The 21,159-nt window shown below is 40.9% G+C and carries 14 protein-coding genes and 1 other RNA gene; 6 read left to right on the forward strand and 9 right to left on the reverse strand.

Annotation, left to right across the window (positions count from 1 at the left end; translation table 11 throughout):
• Positions 1-33 precede the first annotated feature (33 nt).
• Positions 34-2,190, reverse strand: coding sequence for an exonuclease domain-containing protein (locus ABZP26_RS11010; protein ID WP_368484939.1), 2,157 nt, complete (start codon positions 2,188-2,190; stop codon positions 34-36).
• A gap of 486 nt (positions 2,191-2,676) precedes the next feature.
• On the opposite strand from ABZP26_RS11010, the gene ABZP26_RS11015 reads away from it, so the two are divergent.
• The 4 genes from ABZP26_RS11015 (at position 2,677) to ABZP26_RS11030 (ending at position 6,385) form a co-directional block, all read left to right on the forward strand.
• Positions 2,677-4,101 (forward strand): sugar porter family MFS transporter, encoded by a 1,425-nt coding sequence (locus ABZP26_RS11015; RefSeq protein WP_368484940.1) that lies wholly within the window; start codon positions 2,677-2,679, stop codon positions 4,099-4,101.
• Positions 4,102-4,303: 202 nt separating this feature from the next.
• Positions 4,304-5,563, forward strand: a complete 1,260-nt coding sequence (locus ABZP26_RS11020) for an OmpP1/FadL family transporter (protein ID WP_368484941.1) — start codon at positions 4,304-4,306, stop codon at positions 5,561-5,563.
• 3 nt (positions 5,564-5,566) lie between these two features.
• Complete coding sequence (locus ABZP26_RS11025) at positions 5,567-5,980, forward strand: YeeE/YedE family protein (RefSeq protein ID WP_368484942.1); 414 nt, start codon at positions 5,567-5,569, stop codon at positions 5,978-5,980.
• A gap of 3 nt (positions 5,981-5,983) precedes the next feature.
• Entirely contained in the window at positions 5,984-6,385 is a 402-nt protein-coding gene (locus tag ABZP26_RS11030; protein ID WP_013465390.1) for a DUF6691 family protein, read from the forward strand.
• Positions 6,386-6,459: 74 nt separating this feature from the next.
• Here ABZP26_RS11030 and ABZP26_RS11035 read toward each other — a convergent pair whose 3' ends face one another.
• From ABZP26_RS11035 to ABZP26_RS11045, 3 genes are all read right to left on the reverse strand, one after another.
• Positions 6,460-9,216 carry a response regulator gene (locus ABZP26_RS11035; RefSeq protein WP_368484943.1) on the reverse strand — a complete coding sequence of 919 codons (2,757 nt, stop codon included), beginning with the start codon at positions 9,214-9,216 and terminating at the stop codon, positions 6,460-6,462.
• A 202-nt stretch (positions 9,217-9,418) separates the two neighbouring features.
• Positions 9,419-9,515: signal recognition particle sRNA small type (gene ffs / locus ABZP26_RS11040), an RNA gene on the reverse strand.
• Positions 9,516-9,654: 139 nt separating this feature from the next.
• Positions 9,655-10,533 carry a DUF3014 domain-containing protein gene (locus ABZP26_RS11045; protein ID WP_016899296.1) on the reverse strand — a complete coding sequence of 293 codons (879 nt, stop codon included), beginning with the start codon at positions 10,531-10,533 and terminating at the stop codon, positions 9,655-9,657.
• Between the two features lie 172 nt (positions 10,534-10,705).
• Between ABZP26_RS11045 and ABZP26_RS11050 the strand changes: the two genes are divergently transcribed.
• Entirely contained in the window at positions 10,706-11,851 is a 1,146-nt protein-coding gene (locus tag ABZP26_RS11050) for a patatin-like phospholipase family protein (RefSeq protein ID WP_016899295.1), read from the forward strand.
• Between the two features lie 19 nt (positions 11,852-11,870).
• On the opposite strand, the gene ABZP26_RS11055 is transcribed toward ABZP26_RS11050, so the two are convergent.
• On the reverse strand, positions 11,871-13,844 hold the full coding sequence (locus tag ABZP26_RS11055; protein ID WP_368484944.1) for a monovalent cation:proton antiporter-2 (CPA2) family protein: 1,974 nt from the start codon (positions 13,842-13,844) through the stop codon (positions 11,871-11,873).
• Between the two features lie 127 nt (positions 13,845-13,971).
• Here ABZP26_RS11055 and ABZP26_RS11060 point away from each other — a divergent pair, with 127 nt between their 5' ends.
• The gene (locus ABZP26_RS11060) at positions 13,972-14,868 is read left to right on the forward strand and encodes a GGDEF domain-containing protein (protein ID WP_008467488.1); all 897 of its coding nucleotides are present in this window, start codon (positions 13,972-13,974) and stop codon (positions 14,866-14,868) included.
• 55 nt (positions 14,869-14,923) lie between these two features.
• On the opposite strand, the gene ABZP26_RS11065 is transcribed toward ABZP26_RS11060, so the two are convergent.
• The 4 genes from ABZP26_RS11065 to dnaE all read right to left on the reverse strand — a co-directional run bounded on the left by ABZP26_RS11065 (position 14,924) and on the right by dnaE (position 21,159).
• On the reverse strand, positions 14,924-15,265 hold the full coding sequence (locus tag ABZP26_RS11065) for a hypothetical protein (RefSeq protein ID WP_008467489.1): 342 nt from the start codon (positions 15,263-15,265) through the stop codon (positions 14,924-14,926).
• Positions 15,262-16,572 carry a tRNA lysidine(34) synthetase TilS gene (tilS, locus tag ABZP26_RS11070; protein WP_368484945.1) on the reverse strand — a complete coding sequence of 437 codons (1,311 nt, stop codon included), beginning with the start codon at positions 16,570-16,572 and terminating at the stop codon, positions 15,262-15,264. The genes ABZP26_RS11065 and tilS overlap by 4 nt, the downstream gene beginning before the upstream one ends.
• Positions 16,573-16,694: 122 nt before the next feature.
• Positions 16,695-17,651 (reverse strand): acetyl-CoA carboxylase carboxyl transferase subunit alpha, encoded by a 957-nt coding sequence (gene accA / locus ABZP26_RS11075; RefSeq protein WP_008467493.1) that lies wholly within the window; start codon positions 17,649-17,651, stop codon positions 16,695-16,697.
• A 16-nt stretch (positions 17,652-17,667) separates the two neighbouring features.
• Positions 17,668-21,159, reverse strand: a complete 3,492-nt coding sequence (gene dnaE, locus ABZP26_RS11080; RefSeq protein ID WP_368484946.1) for a DNA polymerase III subunit alpha — start codon at positions 21,157-21,159, stop codon at positions 17,668-17,670.

The following is a 21,159-nucleotide window of genomic DNA, read 5'->3' on the forward strand; positions in this document are numbered from 1 at the left end:
TTACGCACAATGCATTTAACTGACGTAAATCTATCACTGACTGTCCGTTTGCTGAACCAGTAATAATAACTGCGCGGCCGCTTTGGCATCGTCTAATGCACGGTGATGATTGGTTAAGTCTAAATTAAAGTGTGCCGATAAATTACCGAGTGAGTATGACTTTAATCCCTTAAATGCTTTGCGTGATTCAACGACTGTACACAGTTTCGGCATTTTAAAATTAATCCCTATCCTCTCAAGCTCTTTTTTAATAAAGCCATAATCAAAATTAACATTATGCGCCACAAAAATACTGCCTGATAATTGATTCAGTAACGGCGCTGCAATCTCGCTAAATATGGGCGCATTGCTTACCATGGCATCGTTAATGCCTGTAAGCGAGGTAATAAAACGCGGGATGGGACGCTCTGGGTTTATCAATGTGGTCCATGTATCAACTATTTCGCCCTGCTTTATTTTAACAATACCAATTTCGGTAATACGGTTACCGCCTTTGAGGCCTCCTGTAGTTTCAATATCAACTACACTATAAACACGGTTAGGGTCTACATACCACTTCACCGCTGCAATATTGACTTTAAAACCACTGTTTTTTAAATTATCGATGCTCACTAGCTGGTTTCTTTTAAGCTTGTCTCCGGGCGCTTTTACCTCTTCAAAATGAACTGCGCTGTTATCAACTATCATTAAATCGGGGTAACCATCTTTTAATTGTCGATAGTTTTTTGCCATGTTTTTTAAATGGCTTAATAGCGCATTTATCGGGCTGTTTAAAATAAGCATCTCTAATGGCTTTAATACATCTTTGTGCCATCTAAATAAGCCATTTGGTTGCTCATAATACTTCGCTGCATGGTTACACACTAAACGCAGCAATTTTTGGGTACTATTACACGCAGCCAGCCGCGCCTCTAATTGCGAGGATTGATTTAAATAAAATGTATCTGTTTTTAAGGCTTGCGGATAAATATCAAATTCGTTGCAGGGGGGGGTTGGGGTTTCAATAAAAAGTTCCTGCCAAAAAACCAGCGCAAATAAGCTTTGCCACAAGGTATTCTCAGTATAAAAAACCTGCTTGCCTTGACGAGTGTAGTGATCACTTACACCTAACTCAACATCGCCACGGTAAAGTTCATCAACTTCTATAATACAGCGTGTACTGGCTAACATTTCACTAAGCCGTGAGCGTGTTTGCTTGTTAAATTTGCGCATTAAAAAGTCATCCGCAAAGTACAGTAACTCATCGGTGAGCGGATTTTCTATAATTTTCTCAAGTTGCGCCTTTACCCATTCTTTATTACCTAAACGGTATTGCTCTCTTATTTGAATTTCTAGTGCGTGCGCATCGTCTTCACAGGCATTAAGTACATCAAACGCTAATACAGGGTTAGTTGTTTTTAGTTGCTTATAAAGTATGACCAATAACTTATTCTTTAGCTCTCGAGCTACAACCCCTACTGCTAATTCATTTATTAACTGTTTTGCTAGCGTCTCATTTTCGTTGTCATCTTTCGCGTTTTTAACAGCTAACCGAAAACGGTTTAACACATAGTTAGATTGCGCTTCCTCAATTGAGTCAAAGCGAGACAAACTTTCATTATGCCCTTGCCTAACAGGAGTTACCCCTAAATCTCTTAGTACAAACCGGTTTTGATGATTAACATCACCGGCACTGAGCCTGCCAATATACAAAAATTCAAAATACTCGTAATACTCTTCTCTATTATTGATCACGTACTGATTATACAAATGCGAAAGACGCTCTGGCTTAGATTCAAAAAATGAAATAGCGACTTCAACTAAACAACTTTTAGCCGCACTTTTTTTAAATAGCGGTGGCTGCTCTTGTTGAGATAACAACTCAATTAAGGCCGGCTTTGTTAGATGACTAAGCAGTTGCTTAGCGTCTGTTTGTGAAGGTTCATATACTAATCCGGCTGTTTTTAAATTAAAAAGTGCCTGATAAGGCGAAATAATCTCTTCATAATTTAATGACTGAGTTTGCACTAAATAAGGTTTACGAGAATAAATACGTGCTAGCATGCATTGGCTTTGCTCGTCGAGGGTGTTTATTTTATTAATAAATGTAATGTGCTTTTGCTCAAGTAAATGCATACATTTATCGCTCACAAAGCCTATTAGCTCTTTAAAATGTGCCAAATAATATTTTGCTGGTAACTCTTTTCTCATAAAAACCGCCAGTACTGTATATAAAAACAGTATAATTATTTGAGCGCTTTTAGCAACCCAATTAGGAGTTAATAGCCTTTTAGAATTTAAATTGATTCAATCTCGGGCGCTTTAATTTCAGCGAGGTTTGTTACTTAATAAACTAAGTTAAAACCGAGCACCCTTTTTATACCCTGGCCCTTATCTTCACCTGTGTAGATAGCAGAACCCTTCAAGCAGTGCGTGTTTAACATTAACGAAGCGTTAGTACCTATTTACGGGCATTCACATGGCAAAAGATCTGTTTTGCTTAAAAACCAAACACACTGCTGAAACTTCAATCTCAAAAGATAAACAGACCCTCGCGCAACTCAATTAATTTATTTATGCATACGTATTACTATTGAAATATCTTTTTTAGCGTGATTACTCTGTGCTAAGGTTGCCCGCAAATTATTAGTGGTACTTTAACTTCATTACACATAATAAAAATTAGGATTGAACAACATGACAACACAGCATGCAACTAAAGGTGAGCAAAGCGCAGCGGCAAAGTGCTCACTTTTATACGTTATTTTTATATCGGCTGTTGCCGCCATTGGTGGCTTTTTATTTGGTTTTGATTCAGGCGTTATAAACGGCACTGTATCGGCATTAGGTAATACATTTAACTCAAGCAGTGTAGCAACAGGGTTTAATGTTGCCTCTGTTTTACTTGGTTGTGCGCTGGGTGCTTTAGCTGCTGGCCCATTAGCTGACAAATTTGGCCGTCGCGCTATTATGATTGTCACTGCACTTATATTTGCTATCAGTGCATTTGGCTCTGGTATTGCTGATAGCTCAGCTGAGTTTATTTTTTACCGCTTATTTGGCGGATTAGGCATAGGTGCAGCCTCTGTTTTAGCGCCTGCTTATATTGCAGAAGTAGCACCAGCAAGTTTGCGTGGTCGCTTAGCGACATTGCAACAACTCGCTATTGTTCTTGGCTTATTTGCAGCCTTTTTAAGTAACTACCTAATTGCTAACGCTGCTGGCGGTGCCGAAGGTATTTTAATGTTAGATTTAGCCGCGTGGCGCTGGATGTTTTGGGCTGAACTTGTTCCTGCAGGCTTATTTTTGATTGGCGTACTTTTTATTCCTGAGTCACCGCGTTACTTAGTCGCACAAGGCAAACTTAAACACGCTAAAACTGTATTTAATAAAATTTCAAACGATGATGCTGATGCGCAAATCAATGACGTAAAGCAGTCTCTGAAAAGCGATAAAAAACCAAGTATTCGCGATTTATTTATCGATGGCAGTAAAAAGGTACACCCTATTGTTTGGGTGGGTGTGGCCTTGTCAGTGTTTCAACAATTTGTTGGTATTAACGTGGTATTTTATTACGGTTCAGAACTTTGGCAAGCCGCTGGTTTTGATGAATCACAATCACTGTTTATAAACGTGCTTGCGGGTACCACTAATATTTTGTCTACTTTTATTGCTATTGCTTTAGTTGATAAAGTGGGACGTAAGCCATTGTTACTGGTAGGTAGTATAGGTATGTTTATTAGTTTAAGTGCACTTACCTACACCTTTGGCAGTGCAGGCCTTGATGAAGCGGGCAAGTTAGCACTTAGCGAAAATATGGGTACCTTTGCGTTAATAATGGCTAATTTGTTTGTGGTATTTTTTGGCTTGAGCTGGGGCCCAATTGTGTGGGTACTGCTTGGTGAAATGTTTAATAACCGCATTCGCGGCGCCGCGCTTGCAGTTGCCGCCAGTGCGCAGTGGATAGCTAATTTTGCTATTACTATGACCTTCCCTATCATGCTAGGTAGTATTGGTTTAGCAGGCGCCTATGGTTTTTACACTCTCTCGGCGTTTATTAGTGTGTTCTTTGTGGTTAAATACATTAAAGAAACACGCGGTATGAAATTAGAGTCAATGTAATTACTTGGCTGGAGTAAAATAGCGCTTAATAATGCTGTTTTACTCCAACGTATTTAACCCTCCTTTGTAAGCCCTTTCATTTGCTTGTTCCTCATCCACAAACAATATGCTTTTTTAGTATATATAATCTTTTAAAGTTCTTTTTTGGAATATAAAAAGTTAGCTATTGTTCGCCAACTTTCTCTACTTAGTCTCAATTTAAATGAAAAAACAGTTACTCTCAGGCCTTATTTTCACCTCTGCGTTAAGCACATTTAATGTATTTGCAACGAATGGCTATTTTACTCATGGCTACGGTATGACTCACAAAGGCATGGCAGGTGCTGGTGTAGCGTTATCAGAAGAGTTAATGTCGGGTGCAAATAACCCGGCTACTTTTTCAGCTAATGGCACGCAAATGTCGGTAGGCATAGAATTATTTGCTCCTGAGCGTAACTACACCGCTGCAAAGGTCGATGAATACTTTCCCAATGCACTGTATTTGGACGCAACAACCAAAAAAAGTGATAACAGCTTATTTGCAATTCCCGAATTTGCTATTGGCCATCAATTAAATGAGCGCATTAATATTGGCCTATTAGTTTACGGTAACGGCGGAATGAACACAGAATATGTGGCTGCTTCTGCCCCTCAAGGCACATTTTATGGCGGCACCACTGGTGTTGACTTAAAACAGTTATTTGTCAGTCCAACCATGAGCTATCAATTAAATGAACAAATACGCCTAGGTGTTTCTGCTATTTATGTAGTGCAACAATTTGAAGCACAAGGTTTGGCAAATTTTGCCGCCTTTTCGCAAAAGCCAGAGGCGCTGTCTAATAATGGCGTTGATACCAGCACAGGCATTGGAATGCAACTTGGGATCAGCCACATTATTAATTCGTCATTTAGCTGGGGCGCCAGTTACCGTTCATCAGTGTCTATGGATGAATTTGACCGTTACAGCGGCCTGTTTGCAGAGCAAGGCGGGTTTGATTTACCAAGCTCTATTCAGCTCGGTACCGCTTGGCAGTTTTTACCATCGCACCAAGTGGTGTTTGATTGGCAAAAAATAAATTACAGTGAAGTAAAAAGTATCGCCAACCCTATTACTAATTTAATGTCAGCGCCACTAGGGGCTGAAGCCGGAGCAGGCTTTGGTTGGCACGATATGAGTATTTATAAACTGGGTTATCAATGGCAACGCACTGAGCAACAAAAAATTAGGTTTGGTGCTTCTTATACCGAGCAACCCATTCCATCATCTGACATTTTATTTAATATTTTAGCGCCCGGTGTGCAAGAGTGGCATTTTACAGCAGGCATTAGTCATGCACTTAGTGACGCGGTGCAATTTAACGCAATGGCTTTTTATTCACCTTCTAAAAATGTAACAGGTGCAAACTACTTAGCGCCTAATCAACAATTATCAATTTCAATGGAACAATCAGGATTGGGTGTATCCCTTGCTTGGAGAATTTAAACGATGACAACCGAATTCACACCACTATCTGGGGCTATTGGCGGTGGTTTAATTGGTCTAGCCTGCGCGTTATTACTGGTTTTATTTGGTAAAGTAGCGGGAATTTCAGGGCTTATAAAATCAATTTTTAATCCACTGGCAGCAGCTTCTCGTTGGAAACTGTGTTTTGTGATGGGGTTATTACTAGCAGGTGTATTTATACAATTATTTGCCCCTGAGCTGTTAGTAGGCGAATTAAGCTTATCGCCTTTGATGATTATTATTGCAGGGCTTTTGGTCGGTGCGGGGACCACGTTAGCGAATGGCTGCACCAGTGGTCACGGCGTATGTGGTATGTCTCGCTTTTCGGCCCGTTCATGGGTATCAACCTGTACGTTTATGGCAATCGCCATTATCACCGCTAATTTAGTAGGGTAAATCATGCACGCAATTATTACGCTTATTTTAGGGTTTGTATTTGGTTTGGGACTAATTATTAGTGGCATGACCAACCCAGATAAAGTGCTTAACTTTCTCACTTTTAATCAGCAATGGGACGGTAGCTTAATTATTGTTATGGCTGTTGCAATGACCATTATGATGGGCGCGTGGTTTTGGCTCACTAAAAAAGGCACGCCGGTGTTTAACGACAAACTAAGCCTTAGCGATTTAAAAAAGGTCGATACGCGGTTAATTACTGGCTCTATTTTATTTGGTTTAGGTTGGGGCTTAAGCGGCGTGTGCCCGGGCCCCGGGCTTGTACAACTGGTATCACTTAAAACAGAGTTTTGGTTATTTTTTGCTTCCGTACTTGGCGGTATGTGGCTGACCAAAAAAGTATAATATGAGTCGCCGAGCACGCCTCGGCCACTTAGCATGCTAACCGTGATCTATGCTGTGTGCTCTTCAACTGCTGCTCAACTGAGTAAATTACCAATCACTGTATATAAATCATCGCTATTAATGGGTTTGGCTATAAAGTCATCCATACCAACAATTAAACAGCGCTGCTTATCTTCTTCATAAGCATTTGCAGTGATCGCCACTATAGGTACTCGTAAGCCGCTTTTAATTTCATTGGTTCTAATCGCGCGAGTGCATTCATAGCCATCCATATTGGGCATTTGGCAATCCATTAAAATCAAATCAAACGACTGACTCTTCAAGACTTCAAGCGCCTTTAAGCCATCTTCAGCCATTGTTAAACTCGCTTTAGTAGGCTCAAGCATTTTTGCAATCACCTGTCGGTTAATCGCATTATCCTCTACCAACAGTATACGTTTATCCAAAAGACTGGGCTGCGAGGCTGTTTTTTTAGGTAACTTTGAGGGAGCCTCTGCTGATTCTGGCGCACTAATACTAAAGGTGAACGTACTACCTTTACCCTCTTCGCTGTGTAAATGAATTTCACCGTCCATCATTTTTATTAGCTTTTGAGAAATAGCCAGCCCCAGCCCTGTTCCGCCGAACTTACGTGCAACGCCCACATCAGCTTGAGTAAACTCACTAAATAATAATGACTGCTGTGCCTTTGCAATACCAATACCGCTATCTTCAACGCTAACCTGAAGTTTATTATCGTTATAATCGAACGATAATCGCACAAAGCCTTGCTCTGTAAATTTATACGCATTAGAGAGTAAATTAATAATCACCTGATTTAAGCGTAATTCATCAACACTAATGTACAGTGGTAAATTTGTGGTTTGAATTATGCTAAATTCCACCTCTTTAGTACTAACAATCGGCGTAAATAAAGAGCGTATATTTTCGATAAATGGAGCTAGCTGCGTGGGTCTACTATTTAGCTCCATGGCATTTGCTTCAATTTTAGAAAAATCTAAAATATCGTTAAGAATATTAAGCAAGTTTTTTGCGCTTTTTTGCTGCGTGAGCAACAACTCTTTTTGTTCATTACTTAAAGACTGATCTCGAAGCAAAACCTCTCCCATACCTAATATGCCATTCATAGGTGTGCGAAGTTCGTGACTCATATTAGCCAAAAATTGAGACTTAGCGATATTTGCTTCATTAGCGAGTTTAACGGCTTGTGTTAGCTCAGTTGTTTGTTCTGCTACTTTATCTGCGAGTTGCTGATTAAATTGACTAAGTTGTTTATTAAGGTCTTCATTTTTTACATTAGAGGCTTGCAAACTTTTGATTGAATGCTGAAGTGCATTGCCCAACATTTCAAATTGTTGCTGTAATTGCAGTATTTCGTACCAACTAGAGTCTGTATTAAATACGTGTTTTTTAGTTTTACTAAAGCTGTTAATTAAATGAGTTAACTCTATGATGGGTTTAACCAGCAAATGGGTAAATTTATAGATAAATAATACCACCAGTGCAATAGAAAATAGCCCCAGCAACATAGTGGGTAACCAAGCAGCCACTACCACCAAGCTTAAATATTTACGATTATAGAGCGATATAACCTGCCACCCTGTGGTGTCGTCAACATACTGATTTGTATGGTACACCTCGTTATCGTTTGAGCGAAAAAGCTGATTACCACTAAAACGTTGGATACTAAGATCCTGCTGCTTAAAATCAGTCAGCGCAGCAAACTGACTTAACGAGCTAAATACTACTTTTTTATCGGCATCAAGAACAAGTAAATCCCCTTTATACTCAAATAAATTGGGAATAAACCGCTCTAACTGATCTAGCTTGAGCGACCCCTCAACTACACCATAAAACTCATCATTTTTATAAATGGGAGCCGAAAGCGCAACAATAGGTTGATCGCCTAATCCTCTGCCTTGAAAAACGCCACTGCTGTAGCCTAACGGGAACTGCTGAGCCTCAGCGAAATAGGGACGATCATTAACATAACGCTGACTCTGACTTAAACCACTGAGCAATTCACTGGGTATACTTTTCTCAACATAACCTTCGGAGTTCGCATACAGACTAGTTGCAAAACCAGGGTATAAAGCCATTAGCCGCTCAAGCTGCTGCTGTATTGGTGCTCCGGCACTCATTGCATCACTGGTTATTACCATTGCATTTTTATGAAACAACAAATAGTCACTAAGCTGGGCACTGATCGAGCGTGATTTTTCTTTAAGTTGCGTATTTACTTCGTATTCTAAGCGCGAGTAATGCTGATTAACCAAAAAGACACTGGTGATCAAAACCACCAAAACAATAATGATACTGACAACATAACTTAATATACGGGCCAGAGGCTGCCCTTGATAAGCCCGGCTTGCGTGGGGAACAAACACACTCACTAAGTCGACCAAAGCTAACGCTATCATAGCATTAATAAAGTATTTTGAGGCAGCCACAACAAGCGTGAGCCAAGGCAGGCCTATAACAAAGTGACCCAAAGCCCACACCAGTGGTAAGCCGACTAAAAACCAAAACACTGCGCCTAAAGGAAGTATTGGCTTAGAACGCTTTAAGCAAAAGGTATAAAGCCAAAACAGCTCAAGCACATAAACAATACTGGTCCAGCTATGCCCCCAGCGATAAAATAAAAAACCAGTGACAATAGTTAAACTAAGGAGGGAATAACGAAGCCCAGCAAACACTAAACTGAGTATTACAAACGTCTGACCAAATAAAAATTCAGAGCTATCAAAAAAATACAGAGGTAAAAGGTTAGCGCATCCCCCCAAAAGCCCTAATAATATAGCAAGCGCCCACTTATTCCTCTGAGACGTCATATTGACCCTTAATAGCTTATTAAACACCTGCGGCGTAAAGTATAATCACGAGTTTTAATTATTGCTCACTCATTAGCTATTGTCTATAAAGGTAAAAATTTAGCTAAGTGGGTATGATCTAGAATTAGTGTACGAATAATATAAATAAGAAATATTGAAAAATGGAATTTTAATACACCCAAATGAGGAATTTGGGTGGCAGTCTTACCAGCCACATCTCGGCACACACGTCACAAACTGTGGCTGCTCCCTTCCGGGCCTGACCAGGTTCGCCTGCTAGTGTTGCGAGAGGACCAATAAGACTACCATTGAGGGCCTTGGTTGGCGCGATTGAGATTATCTCTACTTTTACTCTGTTATTCAAGGGATAATCAAAAAAGAAAGTGCGATTGCATACTTCATATACAATCGCAGGGTGTTTAGTTATTAAAGCGGTTATTAATTACTCTCTAACTGCGCTTTTATATTACGTAGCGCTGCTTTTACCTTTTTCATGTTCTCTGGGCCCATGCGTAAAAGTTGTTTTTGTGCAGCGGGTAATTGCTCCCACTCAGAAAACGCATACTGATAAGTAACCGAGTCACGCAATAAAGGTAAGCTGCCTTTTGGCTCTGGAGTATCAAGTAGCAAGTCAATGGCATCTTCAAGTGTTTGTGTAAACTCATCATCGCCATAGCCAATTTCAGTGTATGCACTGTTGATTAGCGGTTTATATTCTTCATATAAACGAACAGCTTGTGCGGCACTCATACTTGTTAGTACTTTTACATATGGGGTGTAGCGTTCATAGCTATTAGGATCAATGGTTAAAATATCGCCTTCGTTTACGCTAAAACCTTCTTCTAACTTTACAACTGGGGTATGTTTCTTAGCCACCTTACCTTTTGCTAAGTTATCGATAAACACCACACCACGACGAATAACATCATCGTTCAACACTAGGCTCATTGCCGCATCGCCTAAGTATTCATCTAATTTTGCAACCACGACAGGATCACTGTCATTTAATGTTGGTAAAGGCACAACCTCAGACTCTGGCTCAACGTCTGGGCGCTGTGTTGGCACTGCCAACTCTTCAGGTTTTTCTGGCTTAACCGATGGCGCACCGACCACTGGGTCGTTTTCAGGTTTTAGCTCCATAACGGGTTGCTCTTTTATGGGTTCTTCAACCTGCATAACTGTTTCTGGGGCTTCGCTTGGTTTTAATAATACAAACGCAGCGGCAATAATAATGATTAATAAAATAACCCCTGCGAAGATAAGGTTGTTATTCGGTGGACGTTTTTGAACATCTGATTCTGATGGTTTATCTGACATACGAACTCCATAAATATAAAAATGCGATACTGTTTAGAGTACTCTAAACAGGTTTAATTCATAACTTACACTAATATTTATTAATGTAGCTAATGTATCCTTTGATTCTTCTAGCTTAAAGACTTACAGTAAATAAATAAAGTAAAGACAGCGAACAGTTTAAATACCTAACATGAAAATTAAGCAAGTCGATCCTAGTAAACCTAAAATTGCCTTATTACTAACAGGTGGTGGTGCCCGAGCGGCTTATCAAGTGGGTGTTTTGAAAGCGTTAGCGCAAAGTATGCCCAGAACCGCCCCGCTCCCCTTTAGAGTGATAAATGGCACCTCTGCCGGTGCAATTAATTCTGCGGCCTTAGCATGTTACGCCTCATGTATGCATTTAGCGGTAAGAAAACTAGAAACAGTTTGGAAAAACTTTTCAACTTCGATGGTATATAAAAGCGACTTTTTAAGTGTGTTTGGTCATATTACCCGTAATATTTTAACCAGTTTCCAGTCAGAGCATATAAACCATCCACCTGCAAGCTTGTTAAATAACCGACCACTTAGAAAACTGTTAAACGATATACTAGATTTACATCGTATTGAGCGTAATTTACACCGTGACTATTTAGAGGCGCTGTCTATCACTGCATCCAGTTATACTACTGGCGATTCTGTTGCTTTTTTTCAGTCAAATACGCAGCATTCTTGGCAACGAGCCAAGCGCGAAGGACGCGCTACTCGTATCAATGTTGAACACCTAATGGCCTCAAGTGCCATTCCTATGGTGTTTCCAAGTGTGAATATTTATAACCATTACTTTGGCGATGGCTCAATACATCAGCTTTCACCTTTAAGCCCCTCTATTCACTTAGGGGCAAATAAAATATTTATTATTGGGGTTGATCAACCCAAAGAGCCACACCCTCCAGGCTACTCTGCACATTTCCCGGGGCTTTCGGCCGTGGCAGGGCATTTACTCGACAGTGTATTTACTGACACCATGCAATCTGATTTAGAGCGCTTGGACAGAATAAACCGCACACTAGGTTTACTGCCCAATAAGCATAAGCATCAAGAATTGAAACAAATAGATAGCTTTATTATTAATCCATCGCAAAACTTCAATGCCATTGCCGCGCAGTATTACGATGATATGCCTTGGGCGATAAAAGTTTTATTACGTATGATCGGGGTAAAAAAGCGCTCTCAGTCGAGTTTGACCAGCTATTTGTTATTTGAAAAACGCTACACCCAGCATTTAATTCAAATCGGATACGACGATGGTATGAAACAACTCCCTGAAATCAGAAAGTTCTTAGAGCTAGAGTAAGTTTTTTTTGCTTGATGGGCTACTCTATACCATCAAGTAAATAATGCTCAACACGTTCTACACGCCGTGGTTTACCTTGCAGCACTAGAATATCATTAGCATACAATATTGTGTGTTCTTGTGGTGTGTCTATTTCTTCGCCCTCGCGGCGAAGCGCCTTAATTAGCACTTTTCTTTTTGCTAAATTGAGTTCGCTAATTGCTTTATTAACCGCAAATGCTTTATCTGGTAAGGCTATTGCATGTAAATACTCTAAACGCTCTGGCAAGTTGGTATCGCTGTCAATATTTTCGCCGGCAAAAAAGCTGTGCAATAATTTATAACGGTTTCGTCGCTCACTACTAACACGGCGAATAATACGGCTCATTGGCACACCAGACATTGACAACACATGCGACACCAACATTAAGCTTGCTTCAAGCGCCTCAGGCACAACCTCAGTAACCCCTAGCGCTTTTAAGCGCTCTAACTGACTATCATCACGGGTTCTTATGAGTATTTTAACCTTAGGTGCAACCTGTTTAATGGCATTAATGACTATTTGAGTTTGTTGAAATTCGGTAAAAGTAATAATGACTAGTCGCGCTCGCTCTACCCCCGCACACTTTAAAATATCTTTTTGCTCAACATGACCAAATATTAAAGGCTCGCCCGCCGCTTTTCCTTCTTGTACTAAAATGGGGTCGCTCTCTATTGCCACATAATCAATTGCCTCTGGGGATAAAAAGCGGGCAATAGTTTGTCCTACTCGAGAAAAACCGCATATCACCACATGGTTATGATAAAGCGTGCTACTTTGAAGCTCGTCTTCAAAGGCAAACTTTGCGCGCTCTAACATGCCTAGTCGTTTTAAAATAAAAGGGGTTTTATCAATTAAATAGGGCGTAAGCGCCATAGAAATTACGCCCATGGCAATTAAAAATGATACTTGCTCAACGCTCAGCAAGTTATGCTGTGCAGCGAGTGCAATTAACACAAAGCCAAACTCACCCATTTGCCACAGCATTATAGCGCACGCTAACGCATCTTGTTTTCGCTCTCCCATAAATAAAGAAGATAACATCACTACGGCAATTTTTAAGATTAAGATGCCCATCAAGGCAACAATAATAATACCCGCATGATCAACAACAAAACCAATGTCTAACTGCATCCCCACGGTTACAAAAAATAACCCCATGAGAATATCGCGAAACGGGCGAATATCGGCCTCTAATTGATGACGATAGTGGCTCTCCCCTAGCATCATGCCTGCTAAAAAAGCCCCTAATGCCATCGATAAACCAAAAGAGTATGTGAGTAACCCGGCAAACAAAGACACCAATAACGTGGTTAATACAAACAGCTCATCGCTTCGTGCTAGTGCCACTTCTTTAAACACCTTGGGCAAAACCCACTTGCCAATAGCCCATAGCAATACACACACAAACGCGCCTTTAGTCAGCGCAAACAGTAATGCCCAACCAATAATATTGGGATCACTGCTGGCAAATAATGGCAAAATAATGAGTAACGGCACAACCGCAATGTCTTGAAATAGTAAAACACCGATTGCCAATTGCCCTCGGCGTTTATTTAAATCACCACTCTCTTTTAATAATTTAGCAACCACCGCCGTAGAGGAGAGCATAATAATAATGCCGATGGTAAAACTAGTTAATAAACTAAAATTTAATAAATAAAGGATTAAAATAAGCAAGATACTGCTGACTATGACTTGCAATGAGCCTAAGCCAAATACGATATTTCGCATTGCCATTAAGCGCGATACAGAAAACTCCAGCCCTAAACTAAATAACAAAAACACAATACCCAGCTCAGCAATAAAGTCCATTTCATGGCTTTGTGCCATCCAACCAACGCCATGGCCACCAGCTAGTAAACCTACCGCTAAATAAGCTAATACAGGGGGAAGCCCTATTCGCTTAAATAGCCATACAAATAGAACCGCAGCAACTAAAAGTCCAAAAACCTGAGCATTAATATTTTGCAATGCAATCCTTATAAGCAATCAATGGAATGTAACTTAACTATAGCAACCGTATAAGTTTCAGCCAGAATGTAAATATGGCATATAACCTGCTTAGTTATAAAAAGTAATACTATAGGGGGAAGAAATAGTGGAAAACGTTCATATTTTGACACAACGTATCTCTGGTCGCGGCGAATTTTTGCCGTTCTCAGCAGAGCAATATAATAGCAATACACCGACAGCACTGCATGAGCTGGCAGCTAAACTGCAAACGAGCTTAGTTTTAGAAGATATTTTAGGAACGTTTGCAAATTTTGCAAAACAACTGCTTAATTTTTCTGGTGTGCATTTTAAAGCAACAAGTATTGATGTAAAAACACCCAATAGTGATGTTGAAAATCCAGCGTACTCGTTTGATTTAAAAGTTGAAAATGAGTACTTAGGCACATTAACTTATTATACAAAGTATCCGCTTAGTGCGGCTATTGAGAAAAAGCTACAACACTTTCATAGTGTACTAATTTATCCATTGCGCAATGCGCTTATGTATAACCGTGTATTAAGGTTAGCCACAAAAGATTCATTAACCGGATTAAACAACCGTAGTCAATTTAATGACATGTTGCTACAAAAGCTTGAAAATCATCGACGTAACGGTCATTCGTTTAGTTTAATGCTGCTTGATTTAGATAATTTTAAGCAAGTAAATGACAACTATGGTCATAAAATTGGCGATGACGTTTTAATCGAGTTTGCTGCGGTTTTATCTAGTAGTATTAGGGGGACTGATTCGGTATTTCGCTTTGGTGGCGATGAGTTTTCAATATTAATCGAAGACCCGGCTTTTACCACCAATAAAGTGGTGGCTGAACGTATTATGCGTTTAGTCAGAAACTCACCGATTATGTCTAAATACAACGTCACAGCCAGTATTGGTTTTACGCTGACTAATAGCGACGATTGCCAGAACGAGATATTTTCTCGCGCAGATAAAGGCTTATATAAAGCAAAAGCATCTGGGCGAAACTGCGCAAAAGCCTATTAAGTAATAAAAACATTATTTTTAAAAAGCCTAGCCTCCCCCGCTGGGCTTTTTTACGCTACTTTTTTAATATCACGTGCTTATAAATGAGCAACATGGCGCAAAAGCCAAAAAAGAAGCCACTGAGTAAATTAAGCAATGCGGCAATTGTCGCAAGCGGTGTAAAAAGCACTAACAGTAAGGGCATACTCACCCCTAAAATGAAAAATACGCCCCCTTTACCTAACCAATAGGCAAGTAAAATGGCGGCACATACCATACCGCCCAACACAGCGTAGCCTAATGTAATTATATTAAGGGTTAAAAATACATTCGCTAAAACCGCAATCAATAGCGTAATTAATATGCCAGTAGGTGCCTTATTTATAAGCGACAGCCCAACATGAGGTTGTTGACTCATGATTTATACTCCCAAATAACTCCATTCTCATCTTTATGGTTATCACTAACAAAATAACCAACCACTTGAACTAGCTCATCATTGTAAAAAATTAATGGAATATGAGCACGCAGCCAAGGGGCTACTTTTGCATCTTTAAACCAATGCTTAAGGGTATTACTGCCGGGCTTTTTGAGTGGTTTAATACGCGCACTATTACAGTTAAAACGAACACTGACTTGTTCATCAGGTTTAGGGGCGCGTATACCTATTCCCTGCAGGCATTGTAGTATTTGTCCGTCATTCAGCACTAGTTCGCGACTTGTTACGCGTTCAATATTAACGGCTAAAGGCGTCGGCTGCACAAAATAAAGATAACCTTGATGGCGGCGTATTTGTCCATCGCTTAGCTCAATTTTTATTTGCGCATCAGCTTGTGCATGAATAGCCTGACTCATTATTTGCATTAACTGTTTTTGCGAAGGCATGGTATGGGTAAATAAAGCCAGCCATGCACGCAGAAGATTCGCAATGCGAATAGCGCTGTAATGAGCCATGTTTTGTATATTAAGCGCCTGATATTGGTTAATACACTGTGCGAGATCTTGCTGGGTATATTCATCAAGCAGTGCTTGTTGCTGTTGTAATAATTCTATACTACGGGCTGTACACTGCTCAAACCCAGTAAAACGCTCTGCCAACTTGGGCACGATTTGTTGACGCAAAAAATTACGATCAAAGCATTCATTGGAGTTTGATTCATCAGTAATATGGCTAATATTAAATTGCTGCGCAAACGCTTCTATGTCGCTGCGTTTTACTCCAAGTAATGGCCTATAGCACTCACGGCCACTTTCAAGCACGCGAGTTTGCTGCATAGCGCCGAGCCCTTTTAAGCCTGAGCCGCGCTTTAAACGAAGTAAAAATGTCTCTACTTGGTCGTTTAAATGCTGGCCTAACAAAATGACACTATCACTTGGGCTGTGTTCATCAAGCGCTTGATAACGCGCTTCGCGAGCCTGCGCTTCAATACTGGTGCGCGATTTCGGCTCAATAATGACGTTTGCCGCCTTAAAATCAATTGAAAGCTGCTCACAGCGTGCTTGGCAAAATTGCTGCCAGTGATGGGCGTTATCACTTAAGCCATGATTGACATAAATTGCACTTAAATCTAATTGCGGGTACTGCTGTTTTAACCCATGCATAATATGCAATAGCACGACCGAGTCTACCCCACCAGATAAGGCTACTGTAAATGTGAATTGCCCATTTTCTAAGTAGTGATTAAGGGCTTTTTTTACCTGCAGATAAATAGGTGTTTTGTGCATTAATATACCCAATGAGTAAATTGCTAATAACCCGAACAATAAAGGCTCTACGTTACGGTATTTTAAAACAAAAAAAGCCGCATAGGCGGCTTTTTTCTATATTTAGCTACATTTAGCTATTTTTAACAATAACCAAACGACATTAAACGCTTGTAACGTTGATCAAGCATCTCTTCAAGCGATAACGCTTGTAAGTCTGCTAAATCGCGCTTAAGGCGTACTTTTAAGTTACGTGCCATCGCATCGTAATTACGGTGCGCGCCGCCTAGAGGCTCTTCAACTAAATTATTAATTAAATCTAGCTCTTTAACACGCTCTGCTGTTACACCCATTGCCTCTGCAGCCAATGGTGCTTTGTCAGCACTTTTCCATAAAATAGAGGCACAACCCTCTGGTGAAATAACCGAGTAAGTGCTGTATTGCAACATGTTTACTCTGTCGCCCACACCAATGGCTAATGCACCACCTGAACCACCTTCACCAATAACAGTACAAATTGTTGGTACTTTAAGTGCGGCCATTACTTTTAGGTTACGTGCAATTGCTTCAGACTGACCACGCTCTTCAGCGCCAACACCAGGGTATGCACCTGGGGTGTCGATAAAGGTCATGATTGGCATTTTAAAACGCTCTGCCATTTCCATTAAGCGCAATGCTTTACGGTAACCTTCAGGTTTTGGCATGCCAAAATTACGTTTGATTTTTTCAGCAGTACCACGGCCTTTTTGCTGACCGATCACCATTACTGGCTCACCATCTAAGCGGGCTACGCCGCCTAAAATGGCAGGGTCGTTAGCAAACGTGCGATCACCCGCAAATTCGTCAAATTCCGTAAAAATACGCTCGATGTAATCTCGAGTATAAGGACGCAACGGATGACGTGCTAACTGTGATACTTGCCAAGCGCCTAGTTCAGAGAAAATTTTCTCCTTCATTTGTGCGCTCTTTTCTTTAAGTTTGCTGACTTCCTCTTCTAATCCAAGGTCTAATTCGCCAGCGCGGCTTACATTTTGTAATTCTTCAATTTTTGCTTCTAATTCTGCAATTGGAAGCTCAAAATCAAGATAATTGAGGCTCATGCTCTAAACTACCTAATTAGTTAAATTCTAGTTCTACATTTTGCGCTGCCATCAGCGATAACTTATGAATTAAGTCGTCACTTGGCGTAACACACCATTCGATCCCTAGGGTTAATTGCACCAACGCATCGGGGCGTTGATAATATACCTTGATCGGACACGTTCCCATTTTGTATGGTTCGAGTACTTTTTGTAATTTATCGAAGAAACCAGCCTCGATCTGCACCATATTCAGCGTCATCTTAATCGCTTTTATACGCTTTTCACGCGCCTGAGCAATGGTGTTTATTTCTCTGGCGGTCATTGTAATACCACCAGAGAAGTTATCAAAGCTGACCTGTCCGGATATCACCAAAATATTGTTGATTTGCAACATATCTTGGTACATTTCAAACTGTTCTGGAAACAAGCGTACATCAATTCGGGCGCTTTTGTCATCTAAAGTTATCAGCCCCCAACGATTTCCTTTTTTATTAATTAAGGTTCTCGCTGCAATCACTAAACCTGCTCCGGTTGAGAGCACATCACGATTAGTTGGTTGTAAGTCGATGAGTCGGCCACTGGTATAATGCCCAAGCTCTCGTCGATACTGGTTTATAGGATGTCCGGTTAAATAAAGGCCTAGGGTGTCTTTTTCGCCATCAAGCCACTGATTATCCGTAAGCGGTGTTGCTTTTATAAACGCTTGCTCTACTTCATCAGGCTCTGTAGCAAGTAAACCAAATAAATCACTTTGCCCTAATAATTCAGCTTTGTTGTGCTGATCGGCTGCGCGCATCGCATCTTTTAAGCTGGCTAATAGTGTTGCTCGCCCAGGTTGATTTTTTTCAGGCCCTAGTTGGTCTAATGCGCCTGCATAAATTAATTTCTCGGTAACGCGTTTATTTAAGCGTTTTAAATCAACACGCGCACAAAAATCAAATAGGTCTTTAAATGGGCCGCCTTTTGCTCGCGCCTCTAATATGGCATCAACCGGCGCTTCACCCACACCTTTAATTGCCCCTATGCCGTAAACAATCTCACCTTGAAGGTTAACAGTAAACTTGTATTCACCGGCGTTTACATCGGGCGGTAACAAGGTGAGTTTCATGTTTTCACATTCATCCACCAGCGTGACTATTTTGTCGGTGTTATCCATATCAGCCGACATTACCGCAGCCATAAACTCGGCCGGATAATGCGTTTTCATCCACAGCGTTTGATACGATACTAGTGCATAAGCTGCTGAGTGAGATTTGTTAAAACCGTAACCCGCAAACTTTTCAACCAAGTCGAATATTTTTATCGCCAGCTCGCCATCGATGCCATTATTACGTGCGCCCTCTTCAAAGGTTGAACGCTGCTTTGCCATTTCTTCGGGCTTTTTCTTACCCATAGCACGACGTAACATATCGGCGCCGCCCAGTGTATAACCGGCCAGCACCTGCGCTATTTGCATAACTTGTTCTTGATACAAAATAATGCCGTATGTCGGCTCAAGAATCGGCTTTAAACTTTCGTGTTGGTATTGCGCATCGGGATATGAAATTTCTTCTCTACCGAGCTTTCGGTCGATGAAGTTATCTACCATGCCTGATTGCAGTGGACCTGGGCGGAACAAGGCCACTAAGGCTATCATATCTTCAAAGCAATCGGGCTTTAATCGGCGAACTAGGTCTTTCATGCCGCGTGATTCTAGCTGGAATACCGCGGTGGTTTCAGCGCGCAGCAGTAGCTCAATACTTTTTTTATCATCCAATGGAATGGTGTTGATATCGACCGGCTGTTTGCCTTCACGCTTTAAGCGCTCATTGGTCATATCCAGCGCCCACTGTAATATGGTGAGCGTACGTAAGCCTAAAAAGTCAAACTTAACTAAACCGGCGGTTTCTACATCATTTTTATCAAACTGGGTAACTGGAAACTTACCTTCGTCATCGCAATAGAGCGCCGCAAAATCGGTGATTGTGGTCGGCGATATTACAACCCCCCCGGCATGTTTACCGGCATTACGCGTACAGCCCTCAAGAATACGACACATGTCGATTAAATCTTTAACTTCTTCATCGCCGTCGTAGGCTTCTTGCAAACGGGGTTCTACGTCAAATGCTTTAGCCAGTGTCATCCCAGGGTCGCCCGGAATAAGCTTAGAAATACGATCGACAAACCCATACGGATGACCAAGTACACGGCCTACATCGCGTATTACCGCTTTTGCTGCCATAGTACCAAAGGTAATAATTTGCGATACCGCGTCACGGCCATACAAGGCCGATACATGATCAATTACTTCATCACGCCTATCCATGCAAAAGTCGACGTCAAAGTCGGGCATAGAAACACGTTCAGGGTTTAAGAATCGCTCGAAGAGTAGGTCAAATTCGAGCGGATCAAGGTCGGTAATTTTAAGGGCATAAGCCACTAATGAACCCGCACCTGAACCACGCCCTGGGCCTACTGGAATATTGTTATCTTTACTCCACTGAATAAACTCCATTACGATCAAGAAGTAACCAGGGAATCCCATTTGGTTAATTACATCAAGTTCTATTTTTAAACGTTCATCGTATTCGCCACGTTTTTCTTGACGTTCTTGCTCGTCAGGAAATAAAAACTGTAATCGTTCTTCAAGGCCGTCTTGTGACACTTTAACCAAAAACTCATCAATTTTTAGTGAGCCCGTCGGGTAATCTGGTAGGAAATACTCACCTAATTGCACGGTTACATTACAGCGCTTTGCAATTTCTACGGTATTTTGTAGCGCTTCTGGAATATCACTAAATAGCTCTGCCATTTGTTCTGGCGTTTTTAGGTATTGCTCTTGTGAAAAGCGCTTTGGTCGGCGTTTATCATCCAATGTGTAACCATCAAAAATAGCCACTCGAATTTCATGAGCTTCAAAGTTTTCAGGTTTTAAAAATACCACTTCATTGGTGGCCACTACTGGCAATTGCTCATTTGTTGCAAGCTCCACCGCCATGTGCAAATAATTTTCTTCTTGAGCACGGTTGGTACGAATAAGCTCAATATAAAAATGATCGCTAAAGTGCTGCTTATAAAAACTGACCACCGACTCAACAATAGCGGGGTTACCTTTTATTAAGGCTTTTCCTAAATCGCCATCTTTGGCGCCCGAGAGTATGATAAGCCCCTCTTTTAAATCAACTAACCACTCACGGTCAATGACAGGGCGATGAAAAACATGGCCACGTTGATAGGCTTTAGAGATCAATAAAGTAATATTTTTATAGCCAATGTTATCTTTGGCTAATAATGTTAATCGGCTTGGTTCGTCGGGGAATTCTGGGCTACGTACCCAAAAATCCGCACCAACAATCGGCTTAATACCCGCATTATGCGCTGCGCCATAAAAACGCACCAAACCACAAAAGTTCATTTGATCGGTAATTGCCAACGCTGGCATTTCAAGCTCTTGTGCTTTAGCGACGATTGGTTTGGTTTTTGCCAAACCATCAACCATCGAAAAGTCTGAGTGAACTCTTAGATGTACAAATTCAGGAGCCGCCAT

This window comes from Pseudoalteromonas sp. SD03, assembly GCF_040937955.1.
Lineage (GTDB): Bacteria > Pseudomonadota > Gammaproteobacteria > Enterobacterales > Alteromonadaceae > Pseudoalteromonas > Pseudoalteromonas tetraodonis.

Excerpts from the sequence above, each read along its gene's own strand:
- ABZP26_RS11010 (WP_368484939.1), bottom strand. The coding sequence starts at position 2,190 with ATGAGAAAAGAGTTACCAGCAAAATATTATTTGGCACATTTTAAAGAG.
- ABZP26_RS11015 (WP_368484940.1), top strand. The coding sequence starts at position 2,677 with ATGACAACACAGCATGCAACTAAAGGTGAGCAAAGCGCAGCGGCAAAG.
- ABZP26_RS11020 (WP_368484941.1), top strand. The coding sequence starts at position 4,304 with ATGAAAAAACAGTTACTCTCAGGCCTTATTTTCACCTCTGCGTTAAGC.
- ABZP26_RS11025 (WP_368484942.1), top strand. The coding sequence starts at position 5,567 with ATGACAACCGAATTCACACCACTATCTGGGGCTATTGGCGGTGGTTTA.
- ABZP26_RS11030 (WP_013465390.1), top strand. The coding sequence starts at position 5,984 with ATGCACGCAATTATTACGCTTATTTTAGGGTTTGTATTTGGTTTGGGA.
- ABZP26_RS11035 (WP_368484943.1), bottom strand. The coding sequence starts at position 9,216 with ATGACGTCTCAGAGGAATAAGTGGGCGCTTGCTATATTATTAGGGCTT.
- ABZP26_RS11045 (WP_016899296.1), bottom strand. The coding sequence starts at position 10,533 with ATGTCAGATAAACCATCAGAATCAGATGTTCAAAAACGTCCACCGAAT.
- ABZP26_RS11050 (WP_016899295.1), top strand. The coding sequence starts at position 10,706 with ATGAAAATTAAGCAAGTCGATCCTAGTAAACCTAAAATTGCCTTATTA.
- ABZP26_RS11065 (WP_008467489.1), bottom strand. The coding sequence starts at position 15,265 with ATGAGTCAACAACCTCATGTTGGGCTGTCGCTTATAAATAAGGCACCT.
- tilS (WP_368484945.1), bottom strand. The coding sequence starts at position 16,572 with ATGCACAAAACACCTATTTATCTGCAGGTAAAAAAAGCCCTTAATCAC.
- accA (WP_008467493.1), bottom strand. The coding sequence starts at position 17,651 with ATGAGCCTCAATTATCTTGATTTTGAGCTTCCAATTGCAGAATTAGAA.
- dnaE (WP_368484946.1), bottom strand. The coding sequence starts at position 21,159 with ATGGCGGCTCCTGAATTTGTACATCTAAGAGTTCACTCAGACTTTTCG.